25 protein-coding genes are annotated in these 23,265 nt (G+C 69.5%); 14 read left to right on the top strand and 11 right to left on the bottom strand.

From position 1 onward, the window contains the following. Positions 1-23: 23 nt before the first annotated feature. Positions 24-239, top strand: coding sequence for a hypothetical protein (locus AC1DWP_RS04580; RefSeq protein ID WP_477613251.1), 216 nt, complete (start codon positions 24-26; stop codon positions 237-239). Between the two features lie 37 nt (positions 240-276). Here the strand turns inward: AC1DWP_RS04580 and AC1DWP_RS04575 are convergent, their stop codons facing one another. Then, on the bottom strand, positions 277-858 hold the full coding sequence (locus AC1DWP_RS04575) for a DUF3043 domain-containing protein (RefSeq protein WP_477613250.1): 582 nt from the start codon (positions 856-858) through the stop codon (positions 277-279). Positions 859-955: 97 nt separating this feature from the next. On the opposite strand from AC1DWP_RS04575, the gene AC1DWP_RS04570 reads away from it, so the two are divergent. Together AC1DWP_RS04570 and AC1DWP_RS04565 are read left to right on the top strand one after the other, a co-directional pair. Continuing rightward, positions 956-2,320, top strand: coding sequence for a M20/M25/M40 family metallo-hydrolase (locus AC1DWP_RS04570; RefSeq protein ID WP_477613249.1), 1,365 nt, complete (start codon positions 956-958; stop codon positions 2,318-2,320). Positions 2,321-2,352: 32 nt separating this feature from the next. Further along, positions 2,353-3,606 carry a saccharopine dehydrogenase family protein gene (locus AC1DWP_RS04565; RefSeq protein WP_477613248.1) on the top strand — a complete coding sequence of 418 codons (1,254 nt, stop codon included), beginning with the start codon at positions 2,353-2,355 and terminating at the stop codon, positions 3,604-3,606. Positions 3,607-3,720: 114 nt separating this feature from the next. Here AC1DWP_RS04565 and nadA read toward each other — a convergent pair whose 3' ends face one another. Further along, the gene (gene nadA / locus AC1DWP_RS04560) at positions 3,721-4,926 is read right to left on the bottom strand and encodes a quinolinate synthase NadA (RefSeq protein WP_477613247.1); all 1,206 of its coding nucleotides are present in this window, start codon (positions 4,924-4,926) and stop codon (positions 3,721-3,723) included. A gap of 64 nt (positions 4,927-4,990) precedes the next feature. Here nadA and AC1DWP_RS04555 point away from each other — a divergent pair, with 64 nt between their 5' ends. Then, a complete protein-coding gene (locus AC1DWP_RS04555) occupies positions 4,991-5,770 on the top strand; it encodes a maleylpyruvate isomerase N-terminal domain-containing protein (protein WP_477613246.1) in 780 nt (259 codons plus the stop codon). A gap of 12 nt (positions 5,771-5,782) precedes the next feature. Here the strand turns inward: AC1DWP_RS04555 and AC1DWP_RS04550 are convergent, their stop codons facing one another. Then, positions 5,783-6,004 carry a hypothetical protein gene (locus AC1DWP_RS04550; RefSeq protein ID WP_477613245.1) on the bottom strand — a complete coding sequence of 74 codons (222 nt, stop codon included), beginning with the start codon at positions 6,002-6,004 and terminating at the stop codon, positions 5,783-5,785. Between the two features lie 139 nt (positions 6,005-6,143). Between AC1DWP_RS04550 and AC1DWP_RS04545 the strand changes: the two genes are divergently transcribed. After that, entirely contained in the window at positions 6,144-7,310 is a 1,167-nt protein-coding gene (locus AC1DWP_RS04545) for a glycerate kinase family protein (protein WP_477613244.1), read from the top strand. A gap of 96 nt (positions 7,311-7,406) precedes the next feature. Beyond that, positions 7,407-7,799 (top strand): iron-sulfur cluster insertion protein ErpA, encoded by a 393-nt coding sequence (gene erpA / locus AC1DWP_RS04540; RefSeq protein ID WP_477613243.1) that lies wholly within the window; start codon positions 7,407-7,409, stop codon positions 7,797-7,799. A gap of 85 nt (positions 7,800-7,884) precedes the next feature. Here the strand turns inward: erpA and AC1DWP_RS04535 are convergent, their stop codons facing one another. Then, positions 7,885-8,610 carry a flavodoxin family protein gene (locus AC1DWP_RS04535; RefSeq protein ID WP_477613242.1) on the bottom strand — a complete coding sequence of 242 codons (726 nt, stop codon included), beginning with the start codon at positions 8,608-8,610 and terminating at the stop codon, positions 7,885-7,887. Positions 8,611-8,682: 72 nt separating this feature from the next. Between AC1DWP_RS04535 and AC1DWP_RS04530 the strand changes: the two genes are divergently transcribed. Continuing rightward, positions 8,683-9,669: a carbohydrate kinase family protein gene (locus tag AC1DWP_RS04530; RefSeq protein WP_477613241.1), complete on the top strand. Its 987-nt coding sequence runs from the start codon at positions 8,683-8,685 to the stop codon at positions 9,667-9,669. Between the two features lie 10 nt (positions 9,670-9,679). Beyond that, a complete protein-coding gene (gene aat / locus AC1DWP_RS04525) occupies positions 9,680-10,369 on the top strand; it encodes a leucyl/phenylalanyl-tRNA--protein transferase (protein WP_477613240.1) in 690 nt (229 codons plus the stop codon). Positions 10,370-10,379: 10 nt separating this feature from the next. Here aat and AC1DWP_RS04520 read toward each other — a convergent pair whose 3' ends face one another. Together AC1DWP_RS04520 and AC1DWP_RS04515 are read right to left on the bottom strand one after the other, a co-directional pair. Continuing rightward, entirely contained in the window at positions 10,380-10,637 is a 258-nt protein-coding gene (locus AC1DWP_RS04520) for a sulfurtransferase TusA family protein (protein ID WP_477613239.1), read from the bottom strand. Further along, positions 10,634-11,827: an aminotransferase class V-fold PLP-dependent enzyme gene (locus tag AC1DWP_RS04515; RefSeq protein ID WP_477613238.1), complete on the bottom strand. Its 1,194-nt coding sequence runs from the start codon at positions 11,825-11,827 to the stop codon at positions 10,634-10,636. The genes AC1DWP_RS04520 and AC1DWP_RS04515 overlap by 4 nt, the downstream gene beginning before the upstream one ends. Before the next feature lie 62 nt (positions 11,828-11,889). Between AC1DWP_RS04515 and ctaC the strand changes: the two genes are divergently transcribed. The 5 genes from ctaC to AC1DWP_RS04490 all read left to right on the top strand — a co-directional run bounded on the left by ctaC (position 11,890) and on the right by AC1DWP_RS04490 (position 17,577). Beyond that, positions 11,890-12,819 (top strand): aa3-type cytochrome oxidase subunit II, encoded by a 930-nt coding sequence (ctaC, locus tag AC1DWP_RS04510; protein ID WP_477613237.1) that lies wholly within the window; start codon positions 11,890-11,892, stop codon positions 12,817-12,819. Continuing rightward, the gene (gene ctaD, locus AC1DWP_RS04505; protein ID WP_477613236.1) at positions 12,819-14,615 is read left to right on the top strand and encodes an aa3-type cytochrome oxidase subunit I; all 1,797 of its coding nucleotides are present in this window, start codon (positions 12,819-12,821) and stop codon (positions 14,613-14,615) included. The genes ctaC and ctaD overlap by 1 nt, the downstream gene beginning before the upstream one ends. Positions 14,616-14,618: 3 nt before the next feature. Next, entirely contained in the window at positions 14,619-15,020 is a 402-nt protein-coding gene (locus AC1DWP_RS04500) for a cytochrome c oxidase subunit 4 (RefSeq protein WP_477613235.1), read from the top strand. 326 nt (positions 15,021-15,346) lie between these two features. Then, positions 15,347-16,579, top strand: coding sequence for a L,D-transpeptidase (locus tag AC1DWP_RS04495; RefSeq protein ID WP_477613234.1), 1,233 nt, complete (start codon positions 15,347-15,349; stop codon positions 16,577-16,579). A 182-nt stretch (positions 16,580-16,761) separates the two neighbouring features. Beyond that, complete coding sequence (locus tag AC1DWP_RS04490; protein WP_477613233.1) at positions 16,762-17,577, top strand: DUF6299 family protein; 816 nt, start codon at positions 16,762-16,764, stop codon at positions 17,575-17,577. A 76-nt stretch (positions 17,578-17,653) separates the two neighbouring features. Here AC1DWP_RS04490 and AC1DWP_RS04485 read toward each other — a convergent pair whose 3' ends face one another. From AC1DWP_RS04485 to ctaE, 5 genes are all read right to left on the bottom strand, one after another. Further along, positions 17,654-17,995 carry a metallopeptidase family protein gene (locus tag AC1DWP_RS04485; protein WP_477613436.1) on the bottom strand — a complete coding sequence of 114 codons (342 nt, stop codon included), beginning with the start codon at positions 17,993-17,995 and terminating at the stop codon, positions 17,654-17,656. Between the two features lie 171 nt (positions 17,996-18,166). Next, a complete protein-coding gene (gene qcrB, locus AC1DWP_RS04480) occupies positions 18,167-19,933 on the bottom strand; it encodes a cytochrome bc1 complex cytochrome b subunit (protein WP_477613232.1) in 1,767 nt (588 codons plus the stop codon). Next, the gene (gene qcrA, locus AC1DWP_RS04475) at positions 19,930-21,003 is read right to left on the bottom strand and encodes a cytochrome bc1 complex Rieske iron-sulfur subunit (protein ID WP_477613435.1); all 1,074 of its coding nucleotides are present in this window, start codon (positions 21,001-21,003) and stop codon (positions 19,930-19,932) included. Before qcrA ends, qcrB begins: the two co-directional genes overlap by 4 nt. Before the next feature lie 205 nt (positions 21,004-21,208). After that, positions 21,209-21,994: a cytochrome bc1 complex diheme cytochrome c subunit gene (qcrC, locus tag AC1DWP_RS04470; protein WP_477613231.1), complete on the bottom strand. Its 786-nt coding sequence runs from the start codon at positions 21,992-21,994 to the stop codon at positions 21,209-21,211. A gap of 55 nt (positions 21,995-22,049) precedes the next feature. Beyond that, the gene (gene ctaE / locus AC1DWP_RS04465; RefSeq protein WP_477613230.1) at positions 22,050-22,715 is read right to left on the bottom strand and encodes an aa3-type cytochrome oxidase subunit III; all 666 of its coding nucleotides are present in this window, start codon (positions 22,713-22,715) and stop codon (positions 22,050-22,052) included. 96 nt (positions 22,716-22,811) lie between these two features. On the opposite strand from ctaE, the gene AC1DWP_RS04460 reads away from it, so the two are divergent. Continuing rightward, positions 22,812-23,264 carry a response regulator gene (locus AC1DWP_RS04460; protein WP_477613229.1) on the top strand — a complete coding sequence of 151 codons (453 nt, stop codon included), beginning with the start codon at positions 22,812-22,814 and terminating at the stop codon, positions 23,262-23,264. Position 23,265 lies beyond the last annotated feature (1 nt).

Raw genomic sequence — 23,265 nt, 5'->3', positions numbered from 1 at the left:
GGGCCGAACCCTAGAGTGGAACCATGAGCGATGCGTGGACCTGGACCTACCTCGACGGCGAGGGCAACGCCATGACCGGCGACGAGCTGGTGACGACCGCGTTCCCGTCGCAGTCGGACGCCGAGAACTGGTTCGGCGAGTCGTGGCACGAGCTCACCGACCTCGGTGTCGACGCGGTCAAGCTCTTCCACGAAGGCGCCCTCGTCTACGGGCCGATGAGCCTGCGCGCCGCGGAGTAGGTGCAGACCAGCTGCCCAGGGGCAGCCCCACAGCCGCTCAGACGGGGAAGTCGCCGCGCTTGACCAGGGCCTTCGGCATGCGCGAGCGCCGGAGCTGGAAGCCGCGCATCACGGCGTACATCGCCAGGCCGCGACCGACCTTGTCCTCACCGAACTTGGCGACGAGCAGCTTCTTGAGCCTTCGCCACATGAGGAAGCCGTCGATGGCGGCGGCCAGCAGGAGGCCGTAGACGCCGATCGAGACGGCGGCGAACACGGCCGGGATGCGGATGAACGACAGCGCGAGCACCACGATCATGACCGGCAGCATGAACTCGCCGAGGTTCCAGCGGGCGTCGATGTAGTCCCGTATGTAGCGACGCACCGGTCCCTTGTCGCGAGCGGGCAGGTGGGCCTCGTCGCCCGTGGCCATCGCGGCCCGCTGCTTGAGCTGGGCCTCGCGGCGCTTGACCTTGTCGGTGTCGCGTGCGGCCTTGCGGTCGGTGACCACCAGTGGGCGCCGGTTGGCTGCCTCCTGGTCCTTGCGCTTGGGCGTGGGCCGGTTCTTGGCTCCCTCGCGGGGGGCATGAGTGACCGATGCGGTCTGCTGCTCGTTCAGGGTCTTGTTACGTCCAAACACGAGTTCACTGTATGCCGTGTGGTCACCTTCCCCGGAATCGCGGGCCCCGGGGGTGACCCCCGAGGTGGCCCCGCAGCCACGCGTTAGGCTCCCCGTCGTGACCGACGACGTGCTGACGACCGACCAGATCTCCGCCCTCAAGACCACTGTCGCGGGCCTCATGCCGAGCCTGCGCAAGGACCTCGAGGACCTCACCCGCATCCCCAGCGTGAGCCTCGACGCGTTCGACCAGGCCCACGTCGAGGCCAGTGCCCAGGCGACCGCCGCGCTGCTGCGGGCCGAGGGGCTCGACGTCGAGATCGTGCGCGAGGGAGGTCGCCCAGCGGTCATCGGGCACATCGACGGGCCCGAGGGTGCGCCCACGGTCATGCTCTACGCCCACCACGACGTGCAGCCGCCCGGTGACGAGAAGGACTGGGACAGCCCGCCGTTCGAGCCCACGGAGCGTGACGGCCGTCTCTACGGGCGCGGCGCAGCGGACGACAAGGCCGGCATCATGGCCCACCTGGCCGCCCTGCGCGCCCACGCCGGCAACCTGCCCGTCGGAGTCACCGTCTTCGTCGAGGGGGAGGAGGAGATCGGCTCCGACTCGCTGCCGACGTTGCTGGAGAAGCACGGCGAGAAGCTGCGCGCCGACGCCATCGTCCTCGCCGACTCCACCAACTGGGCCATCGGCGAGCCGGCCCTCACCACCACCCTGCGCGGCCTGATCCGCGTGGTCGTCACGGTGACGACCCTGGACCACGGCATCCACTCGGGCATGTTCGGAGGGGCCGTCCCCGACGCGATCACCCCGCTCATCCGCATCCTGGCGACGTTGCACGACGATGCCGGCGACGTCGCGATCGCCGGGCTCAAGTCCGGCAAGGCCAGCGACCTGGAGTTCGACGAGACACGGCTGCGTGAGGAGTCCGGCCTGCTCGACGGGGTCGAGGTCATCGGCACCGGCACCCTGCTCGACCGCATCTGGACGAAGCCCACTGCCACCGTCATCGGCATCGACGCACCCTCGGTCGCCAAGTCCTCCAACACCCTGGTGCCCACTGCGAGCGCCAAGGTGTCGATCCGGCTGGCCCCCGACGAGGTGCCCATGGAGGCGTATGCCGCGGTGCAGCGTCACATCGCCGAGAACACCCCGTGGGGCGCGAAGGTCGAGGTCCACCTCGACGACCAGGGCGCCGGCTTCGACGCCGACGCCAACGGTCCCGTCTATGACCAGGCACGCGCGGCGTTCACCGACGCCTGGGGAGTCGAGCCGGTCGACATCGGCGTGGGCGGCTCGATCCCCTTCGTCGCGTCGTTCGCACAGAAGTTCCCCGACGCAGCGATCCTCGTCACCGGTGTCGAGGACCCCGACACGCGCGCCCACGGCGCCAACGAGTCGCTGCACCTGGGGGAGTTCGAGAAGGTCTGTGTCGCCGAGGCCGTGCTGCTCGCGCGGCTCGGCGCCATGCCCCGCTGAACCCTCCCGACCCTAGCGAACGGAAACTCTTCATGAGCGAAGCATCGAACGCCACCCGGACCCACGACCTCGTCATCTTCGGGGCCACCGGCTTCGTCGGCCGGCTCGTGGCGGAGTACCTGGCCGAGCACGCACCGGAGGGTGTCCGGATCGCCCTGGCGGGCAGGTCGCGCGAGCGCCTGGAGGAGGTCCGAGCCGGGTTGCCGGCTCGCGCCCACGACTGGCCGCTGCTCACCGCTGACGTGGCCGACGCGACGTCCTTGCAGCAGCTGGCCCGGTCCACGACCGCACTGGCCTCCACGGTCGGCCCCTACCTGCGCTACGGCATCCCGGTCGTCCAGGCGTGCGCGGAGGCGGGCACCCACTACGCCGACCTCACCGGCGAGGTCCTGTTCGTGCGCAAGGCCATCGACGCCGTCGACACACGAGCCCGCGAGACCGGCGCGCGCATCGTCACGGCCTGCGGCTACGACTCGATCCCGTCCGACCTCGGTGTGCTGTTGCTGCACGAGCGCGCGGTTGCTGACGCCGCCGGTGGTCTGCTCGACACCACACTGCACGCGAAGTCCAAGGGTGGCCTCAGCGGCGGCACGATCGACTCCTCGCGAGCGCAGCTGGAGGCGGTGGGTGAGAATCGGGCCCTGGGCAAGGTCCTCTTCGACCCCTATGCCCTGAGCCCGGACCGGGCGGCCGAGCCCGACCTGGGCAAGGAGCGCGACCCCAGGTCGGTCTTCGCCGACGCCGAGACCGGCGAGTGGGTCGGGCCGTTCGTCATGGCCGGTTTCAACACGCGAATCGTGAGGCGCAGCAATGCTTTGCGCGACCACGCCTATGGTCGGCGCTTCCGCTACCGCGAGGTGAGCGCCTATGGCAGGGGGCTGAGCGGGCGCCGCCGGGCCACCGTCTTCACCGCCGCGATGGGGCTGGCTTTCGCAGGTCTGGCCAACCCGCGCACCCGTCCGATCTTCGACCACCTGGCACCGTCGCCCGGCGAGGGTCCCAGTGAGCAGAACCGCCGGTCCGGCTGGTTCTCCATGAAGATCCGCACCACCACCGAGACGGGGCGGCGCTACCTCGCGACGGTGTCGGCCCAGGGCGACCCCGGGTATGCCGCGACGGCGGTCATGCTGGGGGAGTCCGCTTTGTGCCTGGCCCTGGACGGCGACCGGCTTCCCCCCGGTGCCGGGGTGCTCACCCCGGCCACGGCGATGGGCGATGCACTGGTCGACCGGCTGCGGTCGCGCGACTTCGTGCTGACCGTGGACGAGCTGACCGACCGCCCCTGAAATCTCAGGTCGGGCTGCCCGTCCACGGAAACCGGTGGTGCTCTGCCGGCTAGCAAATCCCTGCGAACCATCCAGTATGCGCGGGGATGCCTGCGGTCGGCTCCGTCAGGAGGACTAGTCCTTGGAGGTCTCTCCCGGGAGGGCCAGCATCTGGTCCAGGGCCACCCGCGCGAAGTGGGCGACCTCGTCGTCGACCTTGATGGCGTTGACCACCCGACCGGCCACCAGGGACTCGAGTGCCCAGACGAGGTGGGGCAGGTCGATCCGGTTCATGGTCGAGCAGTAGCAGACGTTCTTCTCCAGGAACGAGATCTGCTGTCGCGGGAAGAGCGCGCCCAGCCGCCGCACCAGGTTGAGCTCGGTGCCGACCACCCACTTCGTGCCGTCGGGGGCGGCAGCGATGGTCTGGATGATCTTCTCGGTCGAGCCCACCTCGTCCGCGGCCTCGACCACCTCGTGCTGGCACTCGGGGTGGACGATCACCTTCACGTCAGGGATCTCGCGACGAGCCTGCTCCACGGCGGCGAGGCTGAACCGGCCGTGCACGGAGCAGTGGCCGCGCCACAGGATCATCGTGGCGTCCTGGAGCTCCTGTCGGGTCAGGCCACCCATCGGCTTGTGGGGGTCGAACACCACACAGCCGTCGAGCGAGCCGCCCAGGTCGCGCACGAAGGTGTTGCGACCCAGGTGCTGGTCGGGCAGGAAGAGCACCTTGCCGCCGTCGCCTGCCTGGTCCAGGGCCCAGGTCAGCGCCGTCTTGGCGTTCGACGACGTGCAGATCGTGCCGCCGTGCCGACCGGTGAAGGCCTTGATGGCTGCTGAGGAGTTCATGTAGGTCACCGGGACGGTCGCGTCGGCCACACCGGCCTCGACCAGGTCGTCCCAGCAGTCCTCCACCTGCCGGATGGCTGCCATGTCGGCCATCGAGCACCCGGCGGCGAGGTCGGGGAGGATCACGGTCTGGTTGTCGCCCGTGAGGATGTCGGCGGACTCGGCCATGAAGTGCACGCCGCAGAAGACGATGTAGGGCGCCTCCGGCCGGGCCGCCGCGTCCTTGGCCAGCTTGAACGAGTCACCGGTGACGTCGGCGAACTCGATGACCTCGTCGCGCTGGTAGTGGTGTCCCAGCACGAAGACCTGGTCGCCCAGCGCCGCCTTCGCCGCGCGAGCGCGCTCGACCAGTCCCGGGTCGGACGGGGCCGGCAGGTCGCCCGGGCACTCGACCCCGCGCTCGGTGTGCAGCTCGGTGCCACGTCCGAGGACGAGCAGCGGCAGGGGACTGGTGGGCCGGGAGTCCGACTGCGTCACAGGGGTGCTCACGGCTCGATCGTATGCCGTGAACGACCGGACCTAGGCGGGCGGTCCGTGCCCTAGGGTCGCCGCCATGGACGACGCGGACCTCGTGGAAGCACTGCTGGCAGCCACGACCGCCATGGTCGGCACGATCCGGGCCGCCGACCCGCAGGCCTCCGTGCCCGCTTGTCCGGGCTGGACCGTCACCGACCTCGTCGACCACCTGGGCCGGGTGCACCTGTGGGCGGCGCACTGTGCGCGCACCGGTTCGCAGCCGGACCCCTACCCGCGACGTGACCGCGAGCAGCCGCTGCCCGACTGGTATGCCGCGTGTGCCGAGACGATCGTGACCACTCTGTCCGGGCTGCCGGCCGAGCACCCGGCGTGGAGCTTCTCGGCGGTGCCGGGACACCAGGACGTCCGGTTCTGGCGACGCCGGCAGTTCCACGAGACGACGGTGCACCACGTCGACGCGCTCCAGGCGCACGGTGTGCTGCCGACCGCCGGCCTCGTCGACACCGTCCCCGCACTGACGACCGAGCAGGCAGCCGACGGGGTTGCCGAGGTCTTCGAGGTGATGGCGCCGCGGAGCCTGGTCCGACACGCCGACCGGCCGCCCCTGGAGGTGATCCCGGCCGCCGAGCCCATCGCCTTCTCCTGCACAGACACCAACGCCTCGTGGACCGTGCGCGTCGTCGACGGCGCCGTCCGCGTCCACGACAGCGTGGCGCAGGAGGCGGTCGCCCGGGTCAGTGGACCGGCGTCGCACCTCTACCTTGCGCTGTGGCACCGCGCTGACTCAGCGGTGCTCGTGACCGACGGGGACGAGGCTGCCGCCCGCCGGCTCCTGGGTGCTGCGTTGGTGCCCTAGGGGTGGAAGGGTCTAGAGCGGGTGGATCTTGCTGCTGGACATCGCCACGCTGACGGTGTTCTCACCGAACTTCACGTGGATGCGGTCGCCGGTGATCTTGACGACCGATCCGAGCCCGTGCCGGTCGTGGGTCACCCGGTCGTTCACTGCGAAGTCCGGGATGTCCGGCACCGGAGCTGCCCGGAACGGGCTGTTCGGCAGATGCGGTTTCTTGGCGGGCTGACGGGGGCGCATCCATCCATTGTGGACCTGTTTTGCCCCTCTGGCCTCCACGGCGAACAGGAATCCGCCCCGCTCGTGCTCAGCAGCCCGGAAGAATGGGAGCCAAGAAACCCGCCGTGGCACTCGGCGCCCGGGCTGGAAGGATGGGCGCGTGCACGTCGTCATCGCGCCGGACTGCTTCACCGGCACCCTCACCGCCCAGCAGGCCGCCAGGGCCATCGCCCACGGGTGGGCTGCCACCGCCCCGCACGACCTGCTGACCCTGCGTCCGCTGTCCGACGGGGGTCCGGGCTTCCTCGATGTGCTCGCGTCGGCGCTCCCCGAGGCGCAGACCTTGGCCGTGACGGTCGCCGACCCGCTCGGTCGCGACGTGCCGGCCGCGATCCTGATGACCGGCACGGACGGTGACCGCACGGCATACCTCGAGTCGGCGCAGGCGGCAGGGCTGCACCTGCTCTCAGCCGACGAGCGGAACCCCGCGGTGACCAGCACGTGGGGAGTCGGCCAGCTCGTCGACGCTGCCCTGCGCGAGGGCGCCAACCGGATCGTGGTCGGCCTCGGCGGCAGCGCGACCAACGACGCCGGCGCGGGAATGCTCGCGGCACTCGGCGCGGGCGCACCCCAGGACCTCGCGCGGGGTGGGCTGGCCCTGGCCGATATCTCGGACGCGGCCCTCCCGGCGCTCGCGGCCACCCGCGAACGCTTCCGCGGTGTCGACCTGGTCCTTGCCACCGACGTCGAGTCGCCGCTGCTCGGGCTCCAGGGCGCCAGCGCGGTGTTCAGTCCGCAGAAGGGGGCCTCTCCCGAGATCGCCCAGGCCCTGGAGGGGGCGCTCGGGCGGTTCGTCGAGGTGGTCCGTCGCACGCTACCGGAGCAGACCGACCTGTTGACCGGTGCGGGCCGCCGCCTCGACAAGGCGCCCGGCGCCGGCGCAGCGGGGGGCCTCGGCTACGGACTGTCCCTGCTCGGGGGCACCAGGGTCAGCGGGGTGTCGGAGGTCCTCGAGGCGGTGGGGTTCAGAGACCTCCTGCGGGCGGCCGACCTGGTCGTCACCGGGGAGGGCTGCTTCGACTGGCAGAGCCTGCAGGGCAAGGTCGTGGCCGGGGTAGCCGCCATGGCGCTCGAGACGGCGACGCCGAGCGTCCTCATCGCCGGCCAGACCCTCGTGGGTCGCCGTGAGGCGATGACCCTCGGGCTGTCGGGCAGTTACGCCGTGGCGCAGACCCCCGCACAGATCGAGGCTGCCATGTCCGATCCGGTCGGAACGCTCTCGGCACGCGCTGCCCGGGTGGCGGCCACCTGGTCCCCCCGGAGCTGACCACGACGTACAGTGGGGGGTGCGCGGGGAACATTTCGCGAGAACCGCAGGTTGGCACTGGTGGCCGACCTCCACCGACATGAAGGACTCATCATCATGAGTGTTCAGGACCAGACCGCCCCGGCGACGACCGCCGACGCGACCGAGGCGCCTGCCGAGGCCACGCACGGCGTGCTCCTCACCGACGTTGCTGCCGCCAAGGTCAAGTCCCTGCTCGAGCAGGAGGGCCGCGACGACCTGCGCCTGCGCGTCGGCGTGCAGCCCGGTGGCTGCTCGGGCCTCATCTACCAGCTCTACTTCGACGAGCGCACCCTCGACGGTGACCTCGTGCGCGACTTCGACGGTGTCGAGGTCGTCGTGGACCGGATGAGCGCCCCCTACCTCGTCGACGCGAGCATCGACTTCGCCGACACGATCGAGAAGCAGGGCTTCACGATCGACAACCCCAACGCGGGCAGCTCCTGCGCCTGCGGCGACTCTTTCAGTTGATCGAGCACGGCAGCTGATCACGCACAGCAGCTGAGCAACGCCGAGGGGCCCGTCACCACTGGTGACGGGCCCTCTCGCGTGTGGTCTAGCGGTACTCAGGGTTGGGGTAGTCGAACCGGGCGCCCGCGTCCCACTCGGTGCGCTGGTTGCCGCCCACCGGGAAGCCACCCGCCGCCTTCAACATGGCCGCCAGGTGCATGAGGTTCCACGTCATGAACGTGGTGTTCCGCTGGGTGAACTCGTTCTCGGGGCCGCCGCTGCCCGGGTCGAGGTAGGACGGACCGGGTCCCGCCTCGCCGATCCACCCGGCGTCCGCAGCCGGTGGGATGGAGTAGCCGATGTGCTGGAGGCTGTAGAGGATGTTGGACGAGCAGTGCTTGATGCCGTCCTCGTTGCCGGTGATGATCGCGCCACCGACCTTTCCGTAGTAGACGTACTGACCTGCCGCGTTCGTCATGGATGACCCCGCATAGAGCCGCTCGATGACCTGCTTGGTGATGCTGGAGTTGTCGCCCAGCCAGATCGGGCCCGCCACCACGAGGATGTCCGAGTCGATGATCCGGGCAAACAGGGTCGGCCACTCGTCGCGGTCCCAGCCGTGCTCGGTCATGTCGAGGTAGACGCCGGTCGCGATGTCGTGGTCGACCGCCCGGATCACCTCGACGTCGACTCCGTGCTTGCGCATGATGGCGGCGCTGATGTCGACCAGCCCCTGCGTGTGGCTCCGCTCCGGAGACCGTTTCAGCGTGCAGTTGACGAAGGTCGCGCGCAGGGCGCTGAAGTCGAAGGCACCGATCTCGGGTTCGCTCATGGAGGTGACTGTGCCGTGTCACAGGGCCAGCAGCAACAGTCATTCGGTGGATGGCACGGTAGGTTTCCCAGAGTGCAGATAGCCATCACGGGTTCCATTGCCACCGACCACCTGATGACCTTCAAGGGCAGGTTCCGCGACAGCCTCGTCGTGGAGCAGCTCGACAAGGTCTCTTTGTCATTCCTCGCCGACGACCTCGAGGTGCGCCGCGGGGGCGTGGCCGCCAACATCGCGTTCGGCATGGCCAACCTCGGCCAGCGCCCGATCCTCGTCGGAGCGGTCGGTGAGGACTTCGGCGACTACCGCAGCTGGCTCGAGCGGCACGGGGTGGACTGCGCATCGGTGCACACGTCCGAGTCCAAGCACACCGCACGCTTCGTCTGCACGACGGACGAGGACATGGCCCAGATCGCGACCTTCTACGCCGGCGCGATGAGCGAAGCAAGGGCCATCGAGCTCGGCCCGATCGCCACGCGTGTCGGCGGGCTCGACCTCGTGCTCATCGGTGCCAACGACCCCGAGGCGATGCTGCGCCACACCCGCGAGTGCCGCTCGCGCGGCATACCGTTCGCTGCCGACCCCAGCCAGCAGCTGGCCTTCGCCGACGGCGCGACGATCCGCCAGCTCATCGACGGTGCCGACTTCCTGCTCACCAACGAGTACGAAGCCGCGCTCACCGAGCAGAAGACCGGCTGGAGTGCCGAGGAGGTTGCCGACCGGGTGCACACGCGCGTCATCACGCGGGGCAAGGAGGGCGTCACCATCGAGTGCAAGGGGGAGGACCCCATCGAGGTGTCGGTGGCGCGCGAGGTCCGGCGCGCCGACCCGACCGGAGTGGGCGACGCGTTCCGCGCAGGTTTCCTCACCGGTCTGGCAGCCGACCTGGGGCTGCGGCACGCCGCCGAGCTCGGGTCGATGCTGGCGACCTACGTCATCGAGACGGTGGGCACCCAGGAGTACACCCTCGGCAAGGCGAGCTTCCTCCAGCGGCTGGCGGACGCGTACGGCCAGGAGTCGGCCGACGCCATCGAACCCCACATCGCCTGCATCGCGCCGTAGGACGCCACCGGTGGCGACCGACCCGGTCGAGCCCCTGCCGACCACGTGGGAGTTCGACCTCAGCGAGGTGGAGGACGGCGAGGACATGGTCGCGGTCGGGGGCGACCTGCGGGCTGGGACCCTCGTCGAGGCCTATCGCAGCGGCGTCTTCCCGATGGGCCTGGGCGAGCACGGTGCCAGGCCGCTCGGGTGGTGGTCGCCGGATCCCCGCGGCGTGCTGCTGCCCGGTGGCGTCCACGCCAGTCGGTCGCTGCAGAAGTCGTTGCGGCGCTTCGAGATGCGGGTGGACACCGCCTTCCGGCAGGTCGTCGACGCGTGCGCCGACCCGCGCCGGGACGGGCGATGGATCACCGAGGAGATCGCCGATGCCTACACCGAGCTGCACGCTCTGGGATGGGCCCACAGCATCGAGACGTGGCAGGACGGTGAGCTCGTCGGCGGGCTCTACGGAATCACCGTCGGCGGGCTCTTCGCGGGCGAGTCGATGTTCCACCGCGTGACCGACGCCTCCAAGGCGGCCGTGGTCGCCACCGCGGGCTACGTCTTCGCCGACGGCGACCCGCGACGGCTGATCGACGTGCAGTGGGCCACCGACCACCTGCGCAGCCTCGGGGTGGTGACGGTCTCGCGACGCGACTACCTGCGCCTGCTCGAGGACGCCGTCGCCCTGGCGCCACCGACCTTCGGCGCCGCTTCCTGAGGCCGAGGCCTCAGGACACCAGCCGGACCCGGTATGCCGCGTGGTCACCGTCCGTGGGCACCTCACCGAGGTAGTCCTGGCCGCGCATCCGGCACCACGCGGGGATGTCGGCCCTGGCCGCCGGGTCCGTGGCCCACACCTCCATCACGGCTCCGGGTGCCGCGTCCCGTGCGGCCTGTGCCAGGCGGATGACGGGCAGGGGGCAGCGCAGGCCACGTGCGTCGACGACGAGGGGCGGGGACTCCGCTCCGTCCCGGGGAGGGCTCACAACCGGTGTGCTCCGAGCTCGGCGCGGACCGAGGCGACCGCGTCAGCGATCACCTCGCAGAAGGCGTCGACCTGGGCCGCGCGCTCGGGAGCGACCGCCGCGAGGGGCACCGTGATCCGCACGTTGCCGTGCGTCAGGGCACCCATCGCCGCGAGGACGTGGCTGGGTTCGAGCGTGCTGGCCGTGCACGCCGAACCCGAACCCACCCCGAAGCCGCGCCGGTCGAACTCGCGGACGAGCGCCTCGCCGTCGGCGTAGAGGGCCGAGAACGTCACGACGTGGGGGAGTCGCACGGTCGCGTCGCCCACGACCTCGACGTCGGGAACGGCTGCCGCGGCGGCCCGGATCCGGTCCACGAGCGTGAAGGTCTCGGCCGCGTCGGACTCGCGCGTCGCCTCGGTCTGTTGCCAGGCCTCCGCGGCGGCAAGGGCAAGAGGCACCCACGGGGTGTGTCGGGTCGGGCCGCTGAGCGCCGCGTCGGGGTCCGGCGCGCCGGGGAGCAGCCACCGGGCGCGCTCGGGCAGCACGACCACCCCGAGGCCGCCGGGACCGCCCCAGGACTGGGCATCGCCCGCAAGGGCGTCGTAGGAGGTGGGGCCGGCCATCCGGCCCAGCGAGGCCTGGGCGTCGACGGCGAGCGGCAGCCCGGCCTCCTGGCAGAGCGCCCAGGCGCGGTCGAGCGGCTGCACGGTGCCGACCTCGCCGTTGGCGTGCTGGAGGGCAGCAGCGACGGTGCCGGGGGCTGTGATCGCCCGGGACCACGCCTCGAGGTCCACCCGACCAGCCCCGTCCACCCCGACCGTGGCGAACAACGCCGGGTCGCCGGCGGAGTCCGCGCAGTGGCGGCCCGGGACCAGCACTGCCGAGTGCTCGACCGCGGAGGCGACCACGCGCGCTCCACGACGGCGCGCGGCATACCTGAAGCCCTCGACCATCCAGCGGACGGCGGTCGAGCCGTCGGGGGCGAAGGCCACCTCGGAGGGGCGGACCTGGAGTCCTGCCGCGAGCACTTCACGGGCCTGGTCGAGCAGGCGGCGCGCGGCCCGCGCCTCACGGTGAAGGCGTCGCGGGTCGGCCCACCCTGCATCGATCGCGGCGACGAGGGTCTCCCTGGCGCGGGGGTGCATGGGGCCGGGTGCCGCATCGAGAAACGCGCGGTCGGAACCGTCGTCCGGGGAGGGGTTCGCCACACCCCGACGTTAGTCCCACCCTGACCGGACGACACGCACTCGCTGGAGTAGGGTTTGGCGCGATGGCCCATCACTGTCTCGAAGAAGGTGCACCGTTGCGTCAGCACGACGTCTCTGCGCCGCGCCCACACAGGCGGCGGACTGCAAGCAGGAGATCGACCACGGCTCTCGGGCTGTCGCTCGTGGCCCTCACCCTCTCGGGGTGTGCGGGGCGCGTGCAGGACGGTTTCCTCCCCCGTGCGGTGACCGAGGGCGGCGAACGCGTGACCTCGCTGTGGAACGGCGCGTGGATCGCCGCGCTCCTCGTCGGCGCCCTCGTCTGGGGCCTGATCGGCTGGTGTGTCGTCGCCTACCGCCGGGCCAAGGACGACACGGGTCTGCCGGTGCAGCTGCGCTACAACGTGCCGATGGAGATCCTCTACACGATCGTCCCGGTGTTCATGATCGCGGTGCTCTTCTACTACACCGCGCGTGACGAGGCCGCCCTGCTCGACACCTCCAAGCACCCGGACGTCGTCGTCAACGTGGTGGGCAAGAAGTGGAGCTGGGACTTCAACTACGTCAACGAGCAGACCTACGAGAGCGGCACGCAGGCCGAGCTCACGGGGGAGCCCGGCACCGAGAAGAACCTGCCGACGCTCTACCTGCCGGTCAACAAGCGCACCGAGTTCGTGCTGACGTCGAGGGACGTCATCCACTCCTTCTGGGTCCCGGCATTCCTGCAGAAGCTCGACATGATCCCGGGGCGGGTCAACAAGTTCCAGGTCTTCCCGACCGAGACCGGTGACTTCAAGGGCAAGTGCGCCGAGCTGTGTGGCGCCTACCACTCGCAGATGCTGTTCAACGTCAAGGTCGTCGACCAGGCCGCCTACGAACAGCACATCTCCGAGCTCAAGGCGCAGGGCAACAGCGGTCAGCTCGACAACAGCCTGAACCCCGCCAAGGTCATGGACGAAGACCAACACCTCATCCCGAGTGCAGGGGGCAACTGATGGCAGCGGCAACCGAGTCCACCTCGGCCGGGACGTACTACCGTTCCACCGAGGCGACGGCGACCCGCCGGCTCACCAAGGGTCAGACGGTCGTGAAGTGGGCGTCGACGACCGACCACAAGGTCATCGGCAACCTCTACTTCATCACCTCGTTCCTCTTCTTCATGTTCGGCGGCGTGCTCGCCCTGCTGATCCGTGCGGAGCTGTTCCAGCCCGGACTGCAGGTCGTGGACAACCCCGACCAGTTCAACCAGCTGTTCACGATGCACGGCACGATCATGCTGCTGCTGTTCGCGACGCCGTTGTTCGCCGGGTTCGCCAACGCCCTCATGCCGATCCAGATCGGCGCCCCTGACGTCGCGTTCCCGCGGCTGAACATGTTCGCCTACTGGCTCTACCTGTTCGGTGGCCTGATCGCCTCCGCAGGCTTCCTCACCCCCTCGGGGGCGGCGTCGTTCGGCTGGTTCGCGTACTCGCCGTTGTCGGACGCCTCAAACACCCCCGGCCTCGGTGGTGACCTGTGGGTCTTCGGTCTCGCGCTCGGTGGTTTCGGCACCATCCTCGGTGCCGTCAACTTCATCACCACGATCATCTGCATGCGCGCGCCCGGCATGACGATGTTCCGCATGCCGATCTTCACCTGGACGATCCTGGTCACCAGCCTGCTCGTGCTGATGGCCTTCCCGGTGCTCGCATCGGCCCTGCTGGCGCTGGGTGCAGACCGCAAGTTCGGGGCCCAGATCTTCGAGGCCGACAACGGCGGGCCGATGCTGTGGCAACACCTGTTCTGGTTCTTCGGCCACCCAGAGGTCTACATCATCGCCCTGCCCTTCTTCGGCATCATCTCCGAGATCCTGCCGGTCTTCTCGCGCAAGCCGATCTTCGGCTACAAGACGCTGGTCTTCGCGACCATCGGCATCGCGGCCCTCTCGGTGACCGTGTGGGCCCACCACATGTACGCCACCGGCCAGGTGCTGCTGCCGTTCTTCGCAGTGATGACCATGTTGATCGCGGTGCCCACCGGCGTGAAGTTCTTCAACTGGATCGGCACGATGTGGGGCGGAAAGCTGTCCTTCGAGACACCGATGCTCTGGGCGGTCGGCTTCCTGGTCACCTTCCTCTTCGGCGGCCTGACCGGCATCATCCTGTCCAGCCCGGCGCTGGACTTCCACCTCTCCGACAGCTACTTCGTGGTGGCCCACTTCCACTACGTCGTGTTCGGCACCGTGGTGTTCGCGATGTTCGCCGGCTTCTACTTCTGGTGGCCGAAGTTCACCGGGCGGATGCTCGACGAGACGCTGGGCAAGATCCACTTCTGGATGTTGTTCATCGGCTTCCACACGACGTTCCTGATCCAGCACGTGCTGGGTGTCGACGGTATGCCGCGTCGCTACGCCGACTACCTGCCCGAGGACGGCTTCACCTGGGAGAACCAGGTGTCCACCTTCGGTGCCTTCCTGCTGGCCGCGTCGACGCTGCCGTTCCTCTACAACGTCTGGAAGACCTGGCGCACGGCGCCCTTGGTCGAGACCGACGACCCGTGGGGTTACGGCGCCTCCCTGGAGTGGGCGACGTCCTGCCCGCCGCCGCGTCACAACTTCGACGTGCTCCCGCGGATCCGCTCCGAGCGCCCGGCCTTCGACCTGCACCACCCCGAGGCGGCGCCGCTCGGTGGGGTGCACGCCGACCCGGACACCCTGACTCGGATCATGGCCGAGACCCGCACGTCCGAGCACCACGCGACGGGCGAGTTCGACGAGCACAAGCACCCGCGGTTCCACGAGGAGCGTGACTGACCCGTGAAGATCGAGTACAAGCTCTTCGTCATCCTGGCTGCCTTCTTCGCCCCCTTGGGGCTCATCTACGGCATCTTCACCCACTGGCGGGAGCCGGTCGGCCCGGCAGGGCTGTTCCTGTCCGCCGGTCTCGGCGCCATGATCGCCTTCTACCTGTGGGCCACGGCGCGGCGCCTCCCGGAGCGGCCCGAGGACAACCCCAGCGGCGAGATCTGGGAGCAGGAGGGCGAGTACGGCTTCTTCAGCCCGCACTCCTGGTGGCCCCTGGCCCTCGCCGGAGCGTCCGCCCTGTGCTTCCTCGGCCTGGCCGTCGGCTGGTGGCTGTTCATCATCGGGGCGGGCTTCGGGGTCGTCGCCCTGGTGGGCTGGACCTTCGAGTACTTCAAGGGCCCGCACGCCGTCTGACGGCGCTCCATCGACAGCTCGGCCGGGCGTACCACCCCTCGGGGGGGTACGCCCGGCCCTTCGTCGTGTCAAGGCACCCATCCCGAGCAGGTAGACTGCTGCCAGGTCCGCGCAGGGGCGGACCTCTTCCAGGGGGCTCGGCTCCAGGGGGCTGGGCGCGGGATCGTGATCGCCCGGCCAGACACAGCTGCATAGCCAACCAATGAGGGCTGCCCGGCGTCTGTTCGGGTGACGGGCATCGTCGGGGCACCATCCGACCGGTCCAGCCGCACACGAACAAGTCACGCACAGGGCGCCACGGTGGCGCAGAGCACAGGAGCACACACGTGGTGGGTAGGACACAGGGGTCACGACGACTGGCCACGGCCTTGGCCGTGGCCGCGTTGGCGGGGGTGACCGTGCTGGCCGGGTGCTCAGGCGCCGTGGACAGCCCGAGCACCGACAACGTCGCAGCCAGCTCGAGCAGCAGCTCGTCCTCCTCGTCGGCGACGCCCACTCCCGCGGAGCTCACGATCAGCCCGGCCCAGGACGCGACCGACGTGCTGCCCACCGAGCCCGTCGTGGTCAAGGCCACCACCGGTTCGCTCGGTGAGGTCGCCGTGACCGACGCCAACGGCGCCACGGTCGCAGGCGCCCTCGGTACCGATGGCTCCTGGACCTCCAGCGCGCGACTGGCACCCAGCGCGTCCTACACCGTCACCGCGAAGGCAACGGGTCCGGACGGCACGCCGTCCACGACGACCTCCACGTTCACCACCCTCAAGCCCAAGGTCACGGCCACCTACGGCATCCTCAACTCGGGCGAGACCGTGGGCGTCGGCATGCCGGTGAGCATCCAGTTCGACTCCGCGGTCGCCACCGCGAAGCTGCGCGGCGAGGTGGAGAAGCTCGTCAAGGTCACCACCTCACCCAAGCAGGCCGGCGCCTGGGGCTGGCTCGACAACCGCCAGCTCATGTGGCGGCCCGTGAACTACTGGAAGCCCGGCACCAAGGTCACCATCAGTGCCCCCCTCACCGGCGTCCAGACCGGCGAGGGCAAATGGGTCGGCAACGACGACTCCGCCAGCTTCACCATCGGCTCCTCGATGGTCTCCACCGTGGACATCAAGCGCCACGTCATGACCGTGACCCGCGGCGGCGCCGTGATCAAGACCATCCCGATCAGTGCCGGGCGCCCGGGCCCGCAGACCGAGACCCGTTCCGGCATCAAGGTGATCATCCGCAAGGAGGGCACCGTCGTCATGGACTCGACGACCATCGGGATCAAGAAGGGCGAGCCCGGCTACTACAAGATCACCACGCAGTCCGCCATGCGCGTGACGTGGACGGGGGAGTACCTCCACTCCGCGCCCTGGTCGGTCGGAGCACAGGGCAGCGCCAACGTCAGCCATGGCTGCGTGAACATGTCCCCCGCCAACGCCGCCTGGATGTACGCCAACTCCAAGGCCGGCGACGTCGTGAAGTTCACCGGCTCGTCCCGGCAGTTCCAGCCCTCTGAGGGCATCGGCGTCTGGCAGTACTCGTTCGCCGGCTGGAAGGCGCAGAGCGCGCTCGCCTGAGCGGCGTCCGAGGGCCCCCAGGGCGTCCTCCGGGTGTCGTCGCGCCGCTCGTCGACGGCAAAGGCTTGGTCGACCGCGAGCAATTTCTTGGTCAAGCATGCAACCGCGAGCCGGTCGGGTGGAGTCAATCCGGGTGTGACCATCCACTGGGGCATGGTCCATCACACAGCTGGGGGATCCACATGTTGTTGATGTCTCGCTCCGCCCTGTCCGCCGCCGCCGCACTGCTCCTGGTGCCGGTGCTGGCCTCCGCCGCCACCGCGGCACCCGCTCCGAACGACACCGCTGCCAAGGCAACCGTCGTCTCGGCCCTGCCCAGCACCTTCGAGCAGGACACCACCGGCGCCAAGACCGATGCCACCGATGCCGCGCTGAACGCGCAGTGTGGAGCGCCGTTCACCAACGCCAGCGTCTGGTTCCGCTACACCGCCGCGACTGACGGTGGCGTCATCGCTGACATGTCGGCCTCCAGCTATTCGGGCGGCTTCATGGTGACCGAGGGCGATCCCGCTGCCGGCAACCTCGTGGCGTGCGGCCCGACCACGGTCGGATTCGCAACCACGGCCGGGCAGACCTACTACGTCGTCGCATTCAGCGACACCACCGCCGTCGGCGGGAACCTGGTCGTCACCTTCGACAACGCCCCGCCGCCGCCGGAGGCGACCATCACCGTCAACCCGCGGGGAGTGGCCAACAAGGACGGCTCGGCGACTCTCAGCGGGACATACTCCTGCACGAACGCCGACGACTTCTTCAGCGACATCGAGGGCACCCTCACCCAGCAGGTCGGCCGGGTCAAGATCAACGGCTTCTTCTTCGTCAACCCCATCCAGTGCGACGGGGCGACCCACACCTGGTCCGGCACCGCCTACAGCGACAACGGCCTCTTCAAGGGCGGCAAGGGTGCGAGCGTGACCTTCGCGTTCGCCTGTGGCGTCTTCGAGTGCGCGGTCGGCTACGCCGAGCAGACGGTCCAGCTCAGCGGCGCGCGGAAGTAGCTCCAACGCACCACCGGTGCCGTGTCCTGTGACCGGGGCACGGCACCTGCGCGTCGTGGGGTGCGCGTGGCAGGGCTCACCCCCAGCCGAGGTCGTGCAAGCGAGCGTCGTCGATCCCGAAGTGGTGCGCTATCTCGTGCACCACGGTCACGGCGATCTCGTCGAGGAGGTCCTCGCGGTCCTCGCACATCCGGGTCAACGGGCCGCGGAAGATCGTGATCCGGTCAGGCAGCGCCCCCGCCCAGCCGTCACCACGCTCGGTGATGGGGGTCCCGTCATAGACGCCGAGCAGGTCGGGGTCGTCCGGTGGCGGTTCGTCCTCGACGAAGAAGACGACGTTGTCCAGCAGCCGCATCAGCTCGGGAGGCACGGCGTCGAGGGCGTCGCCCACGGCCACTTCGAACTCGGCTGCCCCCATCTCGACCACGGGGCCAGCCTGTCACGTGAGGGCCGCAACGCCGAAACACCCCCGGCATCGGTATGCCGCCCGCTCGCGGCCGCACGCGAGGCGTGGGTGGTGAGCGGGCGGCATACCCGGGGGTGTTGGCCTGAGAGGCTCAGGGAGCCTCTGGTGGGCTTGTGACGGGCCTCAGGGACGCTTGGGGGGCTCCCTGCGCGAGCTCTCGAGGGCCGGCCGCGACTCGTCGCTGCTCGGAGCGGCCTCGATCGCCTCGTGGCCATGGCCGTCGTGGTGTGCCGCGGCCAGCTCGGCCGGCGTCACCGGGTTGATGCTGTCGGTGAAGTAGAACCGCGACAGGGCCGAGCGGGCCTTGTCCTTGCGGGCCGTCGGTGAGGCGACGCCGTGGGCGTCGGTTCCCGCCTCGAGCAGCAGGACTTCGTGGTCCTCGTGCTGGACGAGGTTCCAGCGGGTGAACTCGTCGAGCGGCTCGTGCTGCTCGAAGAACTTCCCGTCGGCGGTACGCACGATGCGTCCGGTCTCGCGGCCGTGCAGGACCAGGTCGCGGTCCTTGCGCTGCAACGACAGGCAGATGCGCTTGGTGACCCAGAAGACGATCGGTGGCGCGATGAAGAAGGCTGCCCGCAGGGTGTGGGTGATGTCGTTGATCGACAGGTGCAGCTTGATCGCCATGAGGTCGTTGCCCGCGGCGAACATGAGCACGCCGTAGGCCGTCAACGCTGCCATGCCCAGCCCTGTGCGCGTGGGGTTGTTGCGCGGCCGGTCGAGCAGGTGGTGCTCGCGGTGGTCGCCGGTGACCCACTTCTCGAGGAACGGGTAGGCGCCCATCAGGCCGTACATGACCGGGATCAGGAGGATGGCGCCGATCATCACGTTGAACGAGAACGTGAAGCCGAAGGCGGTGAACTCAAGCCAGCCGGGCAACAGACGCAGCGCGCCGTCGGCGAAGCCCATGTACCAGTCGGGTTGGGCTCCTGCCGTGACCGGCGAGGGGTCGTAGGGACCATAGGCCCAGATCGGGTTGATGGTGACCAATCCAGAGATCAGCGAGATGACGCCGAAGACGATGAAGAAGAAGCCACCGGCCTTCGCGGCATACACCGGCATGACCGGGAAGCCGACGACGTTGTCGTTGGTGCGGCCGGGCCCGGGGAACTGGGTGTGCTTGTGCACGAACACCAGCCCGATGTGGGCGGTGAACAGTCCGACCAGGATCGCCGGGAGCAGCAGCACGTGGATCGAGAACAGGCGGGGGATGATCGCCTCGCCGGGGAAGGGGCCGTCGAACAGCGCGAACGACAGGTAGGACCCGAGCACGGGCACCGAGCGCATGAAGCCTTCTGCGGCGCGAAGGCCGGTCCCGGAGAGCAGGTCGTCCGGCAGGGAGTAGCCGGCGAAACCCTCGATCAGGGCCAGCATCGACAGGATGCAGCCGATCACCCAGTTGATCTCACGCGGCTTGCGGAAGGCACCCGTGAAGAACACGCGCAGCATGTGGACCGACAGCGCGACGATGAACATCAGCGCCGCCCAGTGGTGGATCTGGCGGATGAGCAGACCGCCGCGGATGTCGAAGGAGATGTCCACCGTCGACCGGAACGCCTCCGACATCGTGATGCCACGCAGGGGCAGGTAGCTGCCGTCGTAGACGACCTGACCGGCGCTGGGGACGAACCAGAAGGTAAGGAACGTGCCCGAGAGCAGGCAGATGATCAGGGAGTACATGGCGACTTCGCCGAGCATGAAGGACCAGTGCTCGGGGAAGACCTTCTTCATGAGGTAGCCGACCGGCTTGGCCGCTCCCGTGCGGTCGTCCAGCCAGCCCGCCACGCCCCCGACGGCCTTCAGGCCGGGGTTGGTGGGCTCCTCGGGCTGGGGGTCGTCCCTGCGGAGGCGGTCGATCGGGTCGCGGCCGGTCGGGTTGCGGTCGGTGCTCATGCGGAACCACGCTCCCAGAAGCTCGGACCGACGGCCTCGCGGAACGGGGCGTCGGCGATCAGGTAACCCTGCGCGTCAACGGTGATCTTCAGCTGCGGCAACGGACGCTTGGCCGGCCCGAAGATGACCTTGCAGTCCTGCGTCACGTCGAACGTCGACTGGTGGCAGGGACAGAGCAGGTGGTGCGTCTGCTGCTCGTAGAGACCAACCGGGCAACCGACGTGGGTGCAGATCTTGGAGTAGGCGACGATGCCCTCGTGGCCCCAGTCACGCTCCTTCTGGGGCTTGATGTCCTCGGGGTTGAGGCGCATCAGGAGCACGGCGGCCTTGGCCTTGTCCTCGAGCACGTGCTCGGAGTCCTTGATCGACTCGGGGAGCACGTGGAAGACCGAACCGATGGTGACCTGATCCGCCCGGATCGGGGTGCGCTCGGGGTCGCGGACCAGCCGGTCACCCTTCTTCCACATCGTGGTGGAGAGTTGGTTCTTCGGCAGGGGACCGAGCCCGCCCACCAGCGGCAGCAGGATCGCCAGCGGCGGCAGCGCGAGGGCGCCGACCAGCGAGAACTTGATGAGCGGGCGACGGCCGAGCTGGGCCTTGTCGCCGCCGTCCATGAGACCGGTGACCACCCGCGTGCGGTCCTCGTCCTTGGCCCGCAGGGGGTGTCGCTCCTCGACCGACTCGACGTCGGGCATCAGGGTCTTGGCCCAGTGGACCGCCCCGACACCGCAGCCGAGGAGGGCGAGAGCCATCGTCACGCCGAGGACGACGTTGTAGATGCTTGCGTTGCCGATGCCGGGGATGAATCCCGACCGCTCGGGGTCGATCGCGAAGTAGGCGACGATGAACAGCACCGTGCCCAGGCTGGAGAGGCCGAAGAGCGCGGCGACCTGCTTCTCGGCCCGTTTGGCTGACTTCTCGTCGAGGTCCGACATCCGCGCGGCGTGCGGCGGCAGGCCCGGGTTCTGGAAGTGCGCCGGAAGGCCGCCGGTGCCCTCGACATGGCCCTGGTCCAGCCGGACCGCAGTGGAGCCGTAGCCGTCGCCGTGGCCGTCGCTCTGGCCGGCCATGTGGCCAGCGCCGTGGCCGTCGCTCGTGCCGACGACCGCGCCGTGCGGCGTGTCGTGTTCGCTCATCGTGTCGTCGATCCTGTCGAGTCGCGGTGGTCAGTTCCAGTGTCGCCCCGGGCGATGGTCTGGGCCAGAGGGTGTGACCGACCCGTCATGGCCGTGTGTGCCCTCTGTGCCCTCTGTGCCCTCTGTGCCGTCGGAGCCATCAGGCGGCCTTCCGGCCGAGCCAGACGGCGAAGCCGACCATGATGCCGAGCCCGAAGATCCAGGCGAAGAGCCCCTCGGACACGGGGCCGAGGTTGCCCAGCGCCATCCCGCCGACGTTCTCCTGCTCGTCGACCGCGTGGAGGTAGGCCACGATGTCGTTCTTGGACTCCGGGGAGATGTTGTCGTCGCTGAAGACGGGCATCGACTGGGGGCCGGTGACCATGGCCTCGTAGATGTGCTTGCCCTCGACGTTGTGCAGGCTCGGGGCGTACTTGCCGCGGGTCAGGGCGCCGCCGGAACCGGCGAAGTTGTGGCACATCGCGCAGTTGACACGGAATAGCTCGGCGCCGAGGGCGACGTCGCCCCCTTCACCGTTGGTGTACTCGGCCTCGGGGATGGCGGGTCCGGGGGCCAGCGACGCGACGTATGCCGCGACCGCGGAGATCTGGTCCTGCGTGAACCGGACCTGCTCCGCGCGGGGGGCCTGGACGTTCGGCGCAGCCATCGGCATGCGGCCGGTGCCCATCTGGAAGTCCACGGCAGCGGCGCCGACGCCCGGAAGGGCCGGACCGGCCTTGGTCCCCTGGGCCTGCAGCCCGTGGCAGGTCGCACAGTTGGCGAGGAAGAGCTTCTTGCCGTCCTCGACGGTGCTGGCGGCTGCCGTGGCGGCGTCGGCCTTCTTGGGCGCGAAGGCGGAGTAGGCGACCCCGGTGAGGATCAGGCCCAGGAGCAAGAGCAGGGCGATCGCGGCCGGGTGGCGACGGCGGGCGGCCAAGGCGTTCACAGTGCGGTCCTGTCGATGGAGGCGGGCAGGGCGGGCTGGGAGGTCATCGTGCCGGTCACTTCAGCAGGTAGATCGTCGCGAACAGCGCGATCCACACCACGTCGACGAAGTGCCAGTAGTACGAGGTCACGACCGCGCCGGCAGCCTGGGCGTGGCTGTAGTGACGGGTCGTGAAGGTGCGCCCGATGATCAGCAGGAAGGCCAGCAGGCCCCCGGTGACGTGCAGCGCGTGGAAGCCGGTCGTGAGGTAGAAGACCGAGCCGTACGCGGTGGAGGAGAGGGAGATGCCCTCGTGCACCAGCTCGGAGTACTCGAGCACCTGACCGGAGACGAAGATCGCGCCGAAGATGTAGGTGAGGACGTACCACTCGCGCATGCCCCAGCTCGGGACGGCGAGGAGGCTGGCGTCGCCGCGGTGCGGTTTGCCGTGCTCGGCCGCGTGGACGCCGAGCTGGCACCAGACCGACGAGACGACGAGGACGATCGTGTTGATCGTCGCGAAGGGCACGTTGAGCACCCCCGTCGACTCCTTCCACAGCTCCGGCTCCACCGAGCGGATCGTGAAGTACATCGCGAAAAGGCCCGCGAAGAACATCAGCTCGCTGGAGAGCCAGACGATGGTGCCCACCGACACCATGTTGGGTCGGGACACCGGCCCGTGGCCGGGGATGCTGCCGGCTGAGCGGGCGGGTTCAGAGGTCACTGGAGATGCGGTCGCCACGTGCGCCAGATTAGCCACATTCGCAGCGCGGCACACCGTCGACCCCCCGATGGGTGCGTGGGCGTGCCGAAACGCCGCACCGGTAGCATCTGCGACATGACCGCTTCGCACGCGACCGCCGCCGACGCACCGACCTCGTCGGGGTCCTCGGCCCGCCAGATCTCCGTGCTGTTGTACAGCGACGACAAGACCACGCGCGACGCAGTCCGGGTCACGGTGGGACGTCGTCCGGCGCGGGACGTGGAGGTCGTGTCGTGGCGTGAGTGCGCGACCGCGGCAGCGGTGATCGAGGCCGTCGAGAACGCCCGCTTCGACGTCCTCATCCTCGACGGTGAGGCAGCGCCGATGGGTGGGCTGGGCCTGTGTCGCCAGCTCAAGAGCGAGATCTTCGAGTGCCCGCCGGTCCTCGTCCTGACCGGACGACCTCAGGATGGCTGGCTCGCGACGTGGTCCCTCGCCGACCTCGCGGTCCCGCACCCGCTCGACCCGATCGCCTTGGCCTCCGCCGTGGCCGAGCTGGGTCGCGGCGCTCGCCCCAGCGCCTCCTGAC

The organism is Pedococcus sp. P2_F6 (genome assembly GCF_056403675.1).
Note: the sequence above shows the minus strand (reverse complement) of the source record. Positions and strands in the feature narration are given on the sequence as shown.

What these genes read in the sequence shown, in the direction of transcription:
- qcrA (WP_477613435.1), bottom strand. Translation starts at nt 21,003, where the DNA reads ATGGCCGGCCAGAGCGACGGCCACGGCGACGGCTACGGCTCCACTGCG.
- AC1DWP_RS04460 (WP_477613229.1), top strand. Translation starts at nt 22,812, where the DNA reads ATGACCGCTTCGCACGCGACCGCCGCCGACGCACCGACCTCGTCGGGG.
- AC1DWP_RS04555 (WP_477613246.1), top strand. Translation starts at nt 4,991, where the DNA reads ATGGACGACGCGGACCTCGTGGAAGCACTGCTGGCAGCCACGACCGCC.
- AC1DWP_RS04535 (WP_477613242.1), bottom strand. Translation starts at nt 8,610, where the DNA reads ATGAGCGAACCCGAGATCGGTGCCTTCGACTTCAGCGCCCTGCGCGCG.
- AC1DWP_RS04485 (WP_477613436.1), bottom strand. Translation starts at nt 17,995, where the DNA reads ATGGGGGCAGCCGAGTTCGAAGTGGCCGTGGGCGACGCCCTCGACGCC.
- qcrB (WP_477613232.1), bottom strand. Translation starts at nt 19,933, where the DNA reads ATGAGCACCGACCGCAACCCGACCGGCCGCGACCCGATCGACCGCCTC.
- ctaD (WP_477613236.1), top strand. Translation starts at nt 12,819, where the DNA reads ATGGCAGCGGCAACCGAGTCCACCTCGGCCGGGACGTACTACCGTTCC.
- AC1DWP_RS04550 (WP_477613245.1), bottom strand. Translation starts at nt 6,004, where the DNA reads ATGCGCCCCCGTCAGCCCGCCAAGAAACCGCATCTGCCGAACAGCCCG.
- AC1DWP_RS04580 (WP_477613251.1), top strand. Translation starts at nt 24, where the DNA reads ATGAGCGATGCGTGGACCTGGACCTACCTCGACGGCGAGGGCAACGCC.
- AC1DWP_RS04565 (WP_477613248.1), top strand. Translation starts at nt 2,353, where the DNA reads ATGAGCGAAGCATCGAACGCCACCCGGACCCACGACCTCGTCATCTTC.
- erpA (WP_477613243.1), top strand. Translation starts at nt 7,407, where the DNA reads ATGAGTGTTCAGGACCAGACCGCCCCGGCGACGACCGCCGACGCGACC.
- ctaC (WP_477613237.1), top strand. Translation starts at nt 11,890, where the DNA reads ATGGCCCATCACTGTCTCGAAGAAGGTGCACCGTTGCGTCAGCACGAC.
- AC1DWP_RS04490 (WP_477613233.1), top strand. Translation starts at nt 16,762, where the DNA reads ATGTTGTTGATGTCTCGCTCCGCCCTGTCCGCCGCCGCCGCACTGCTC.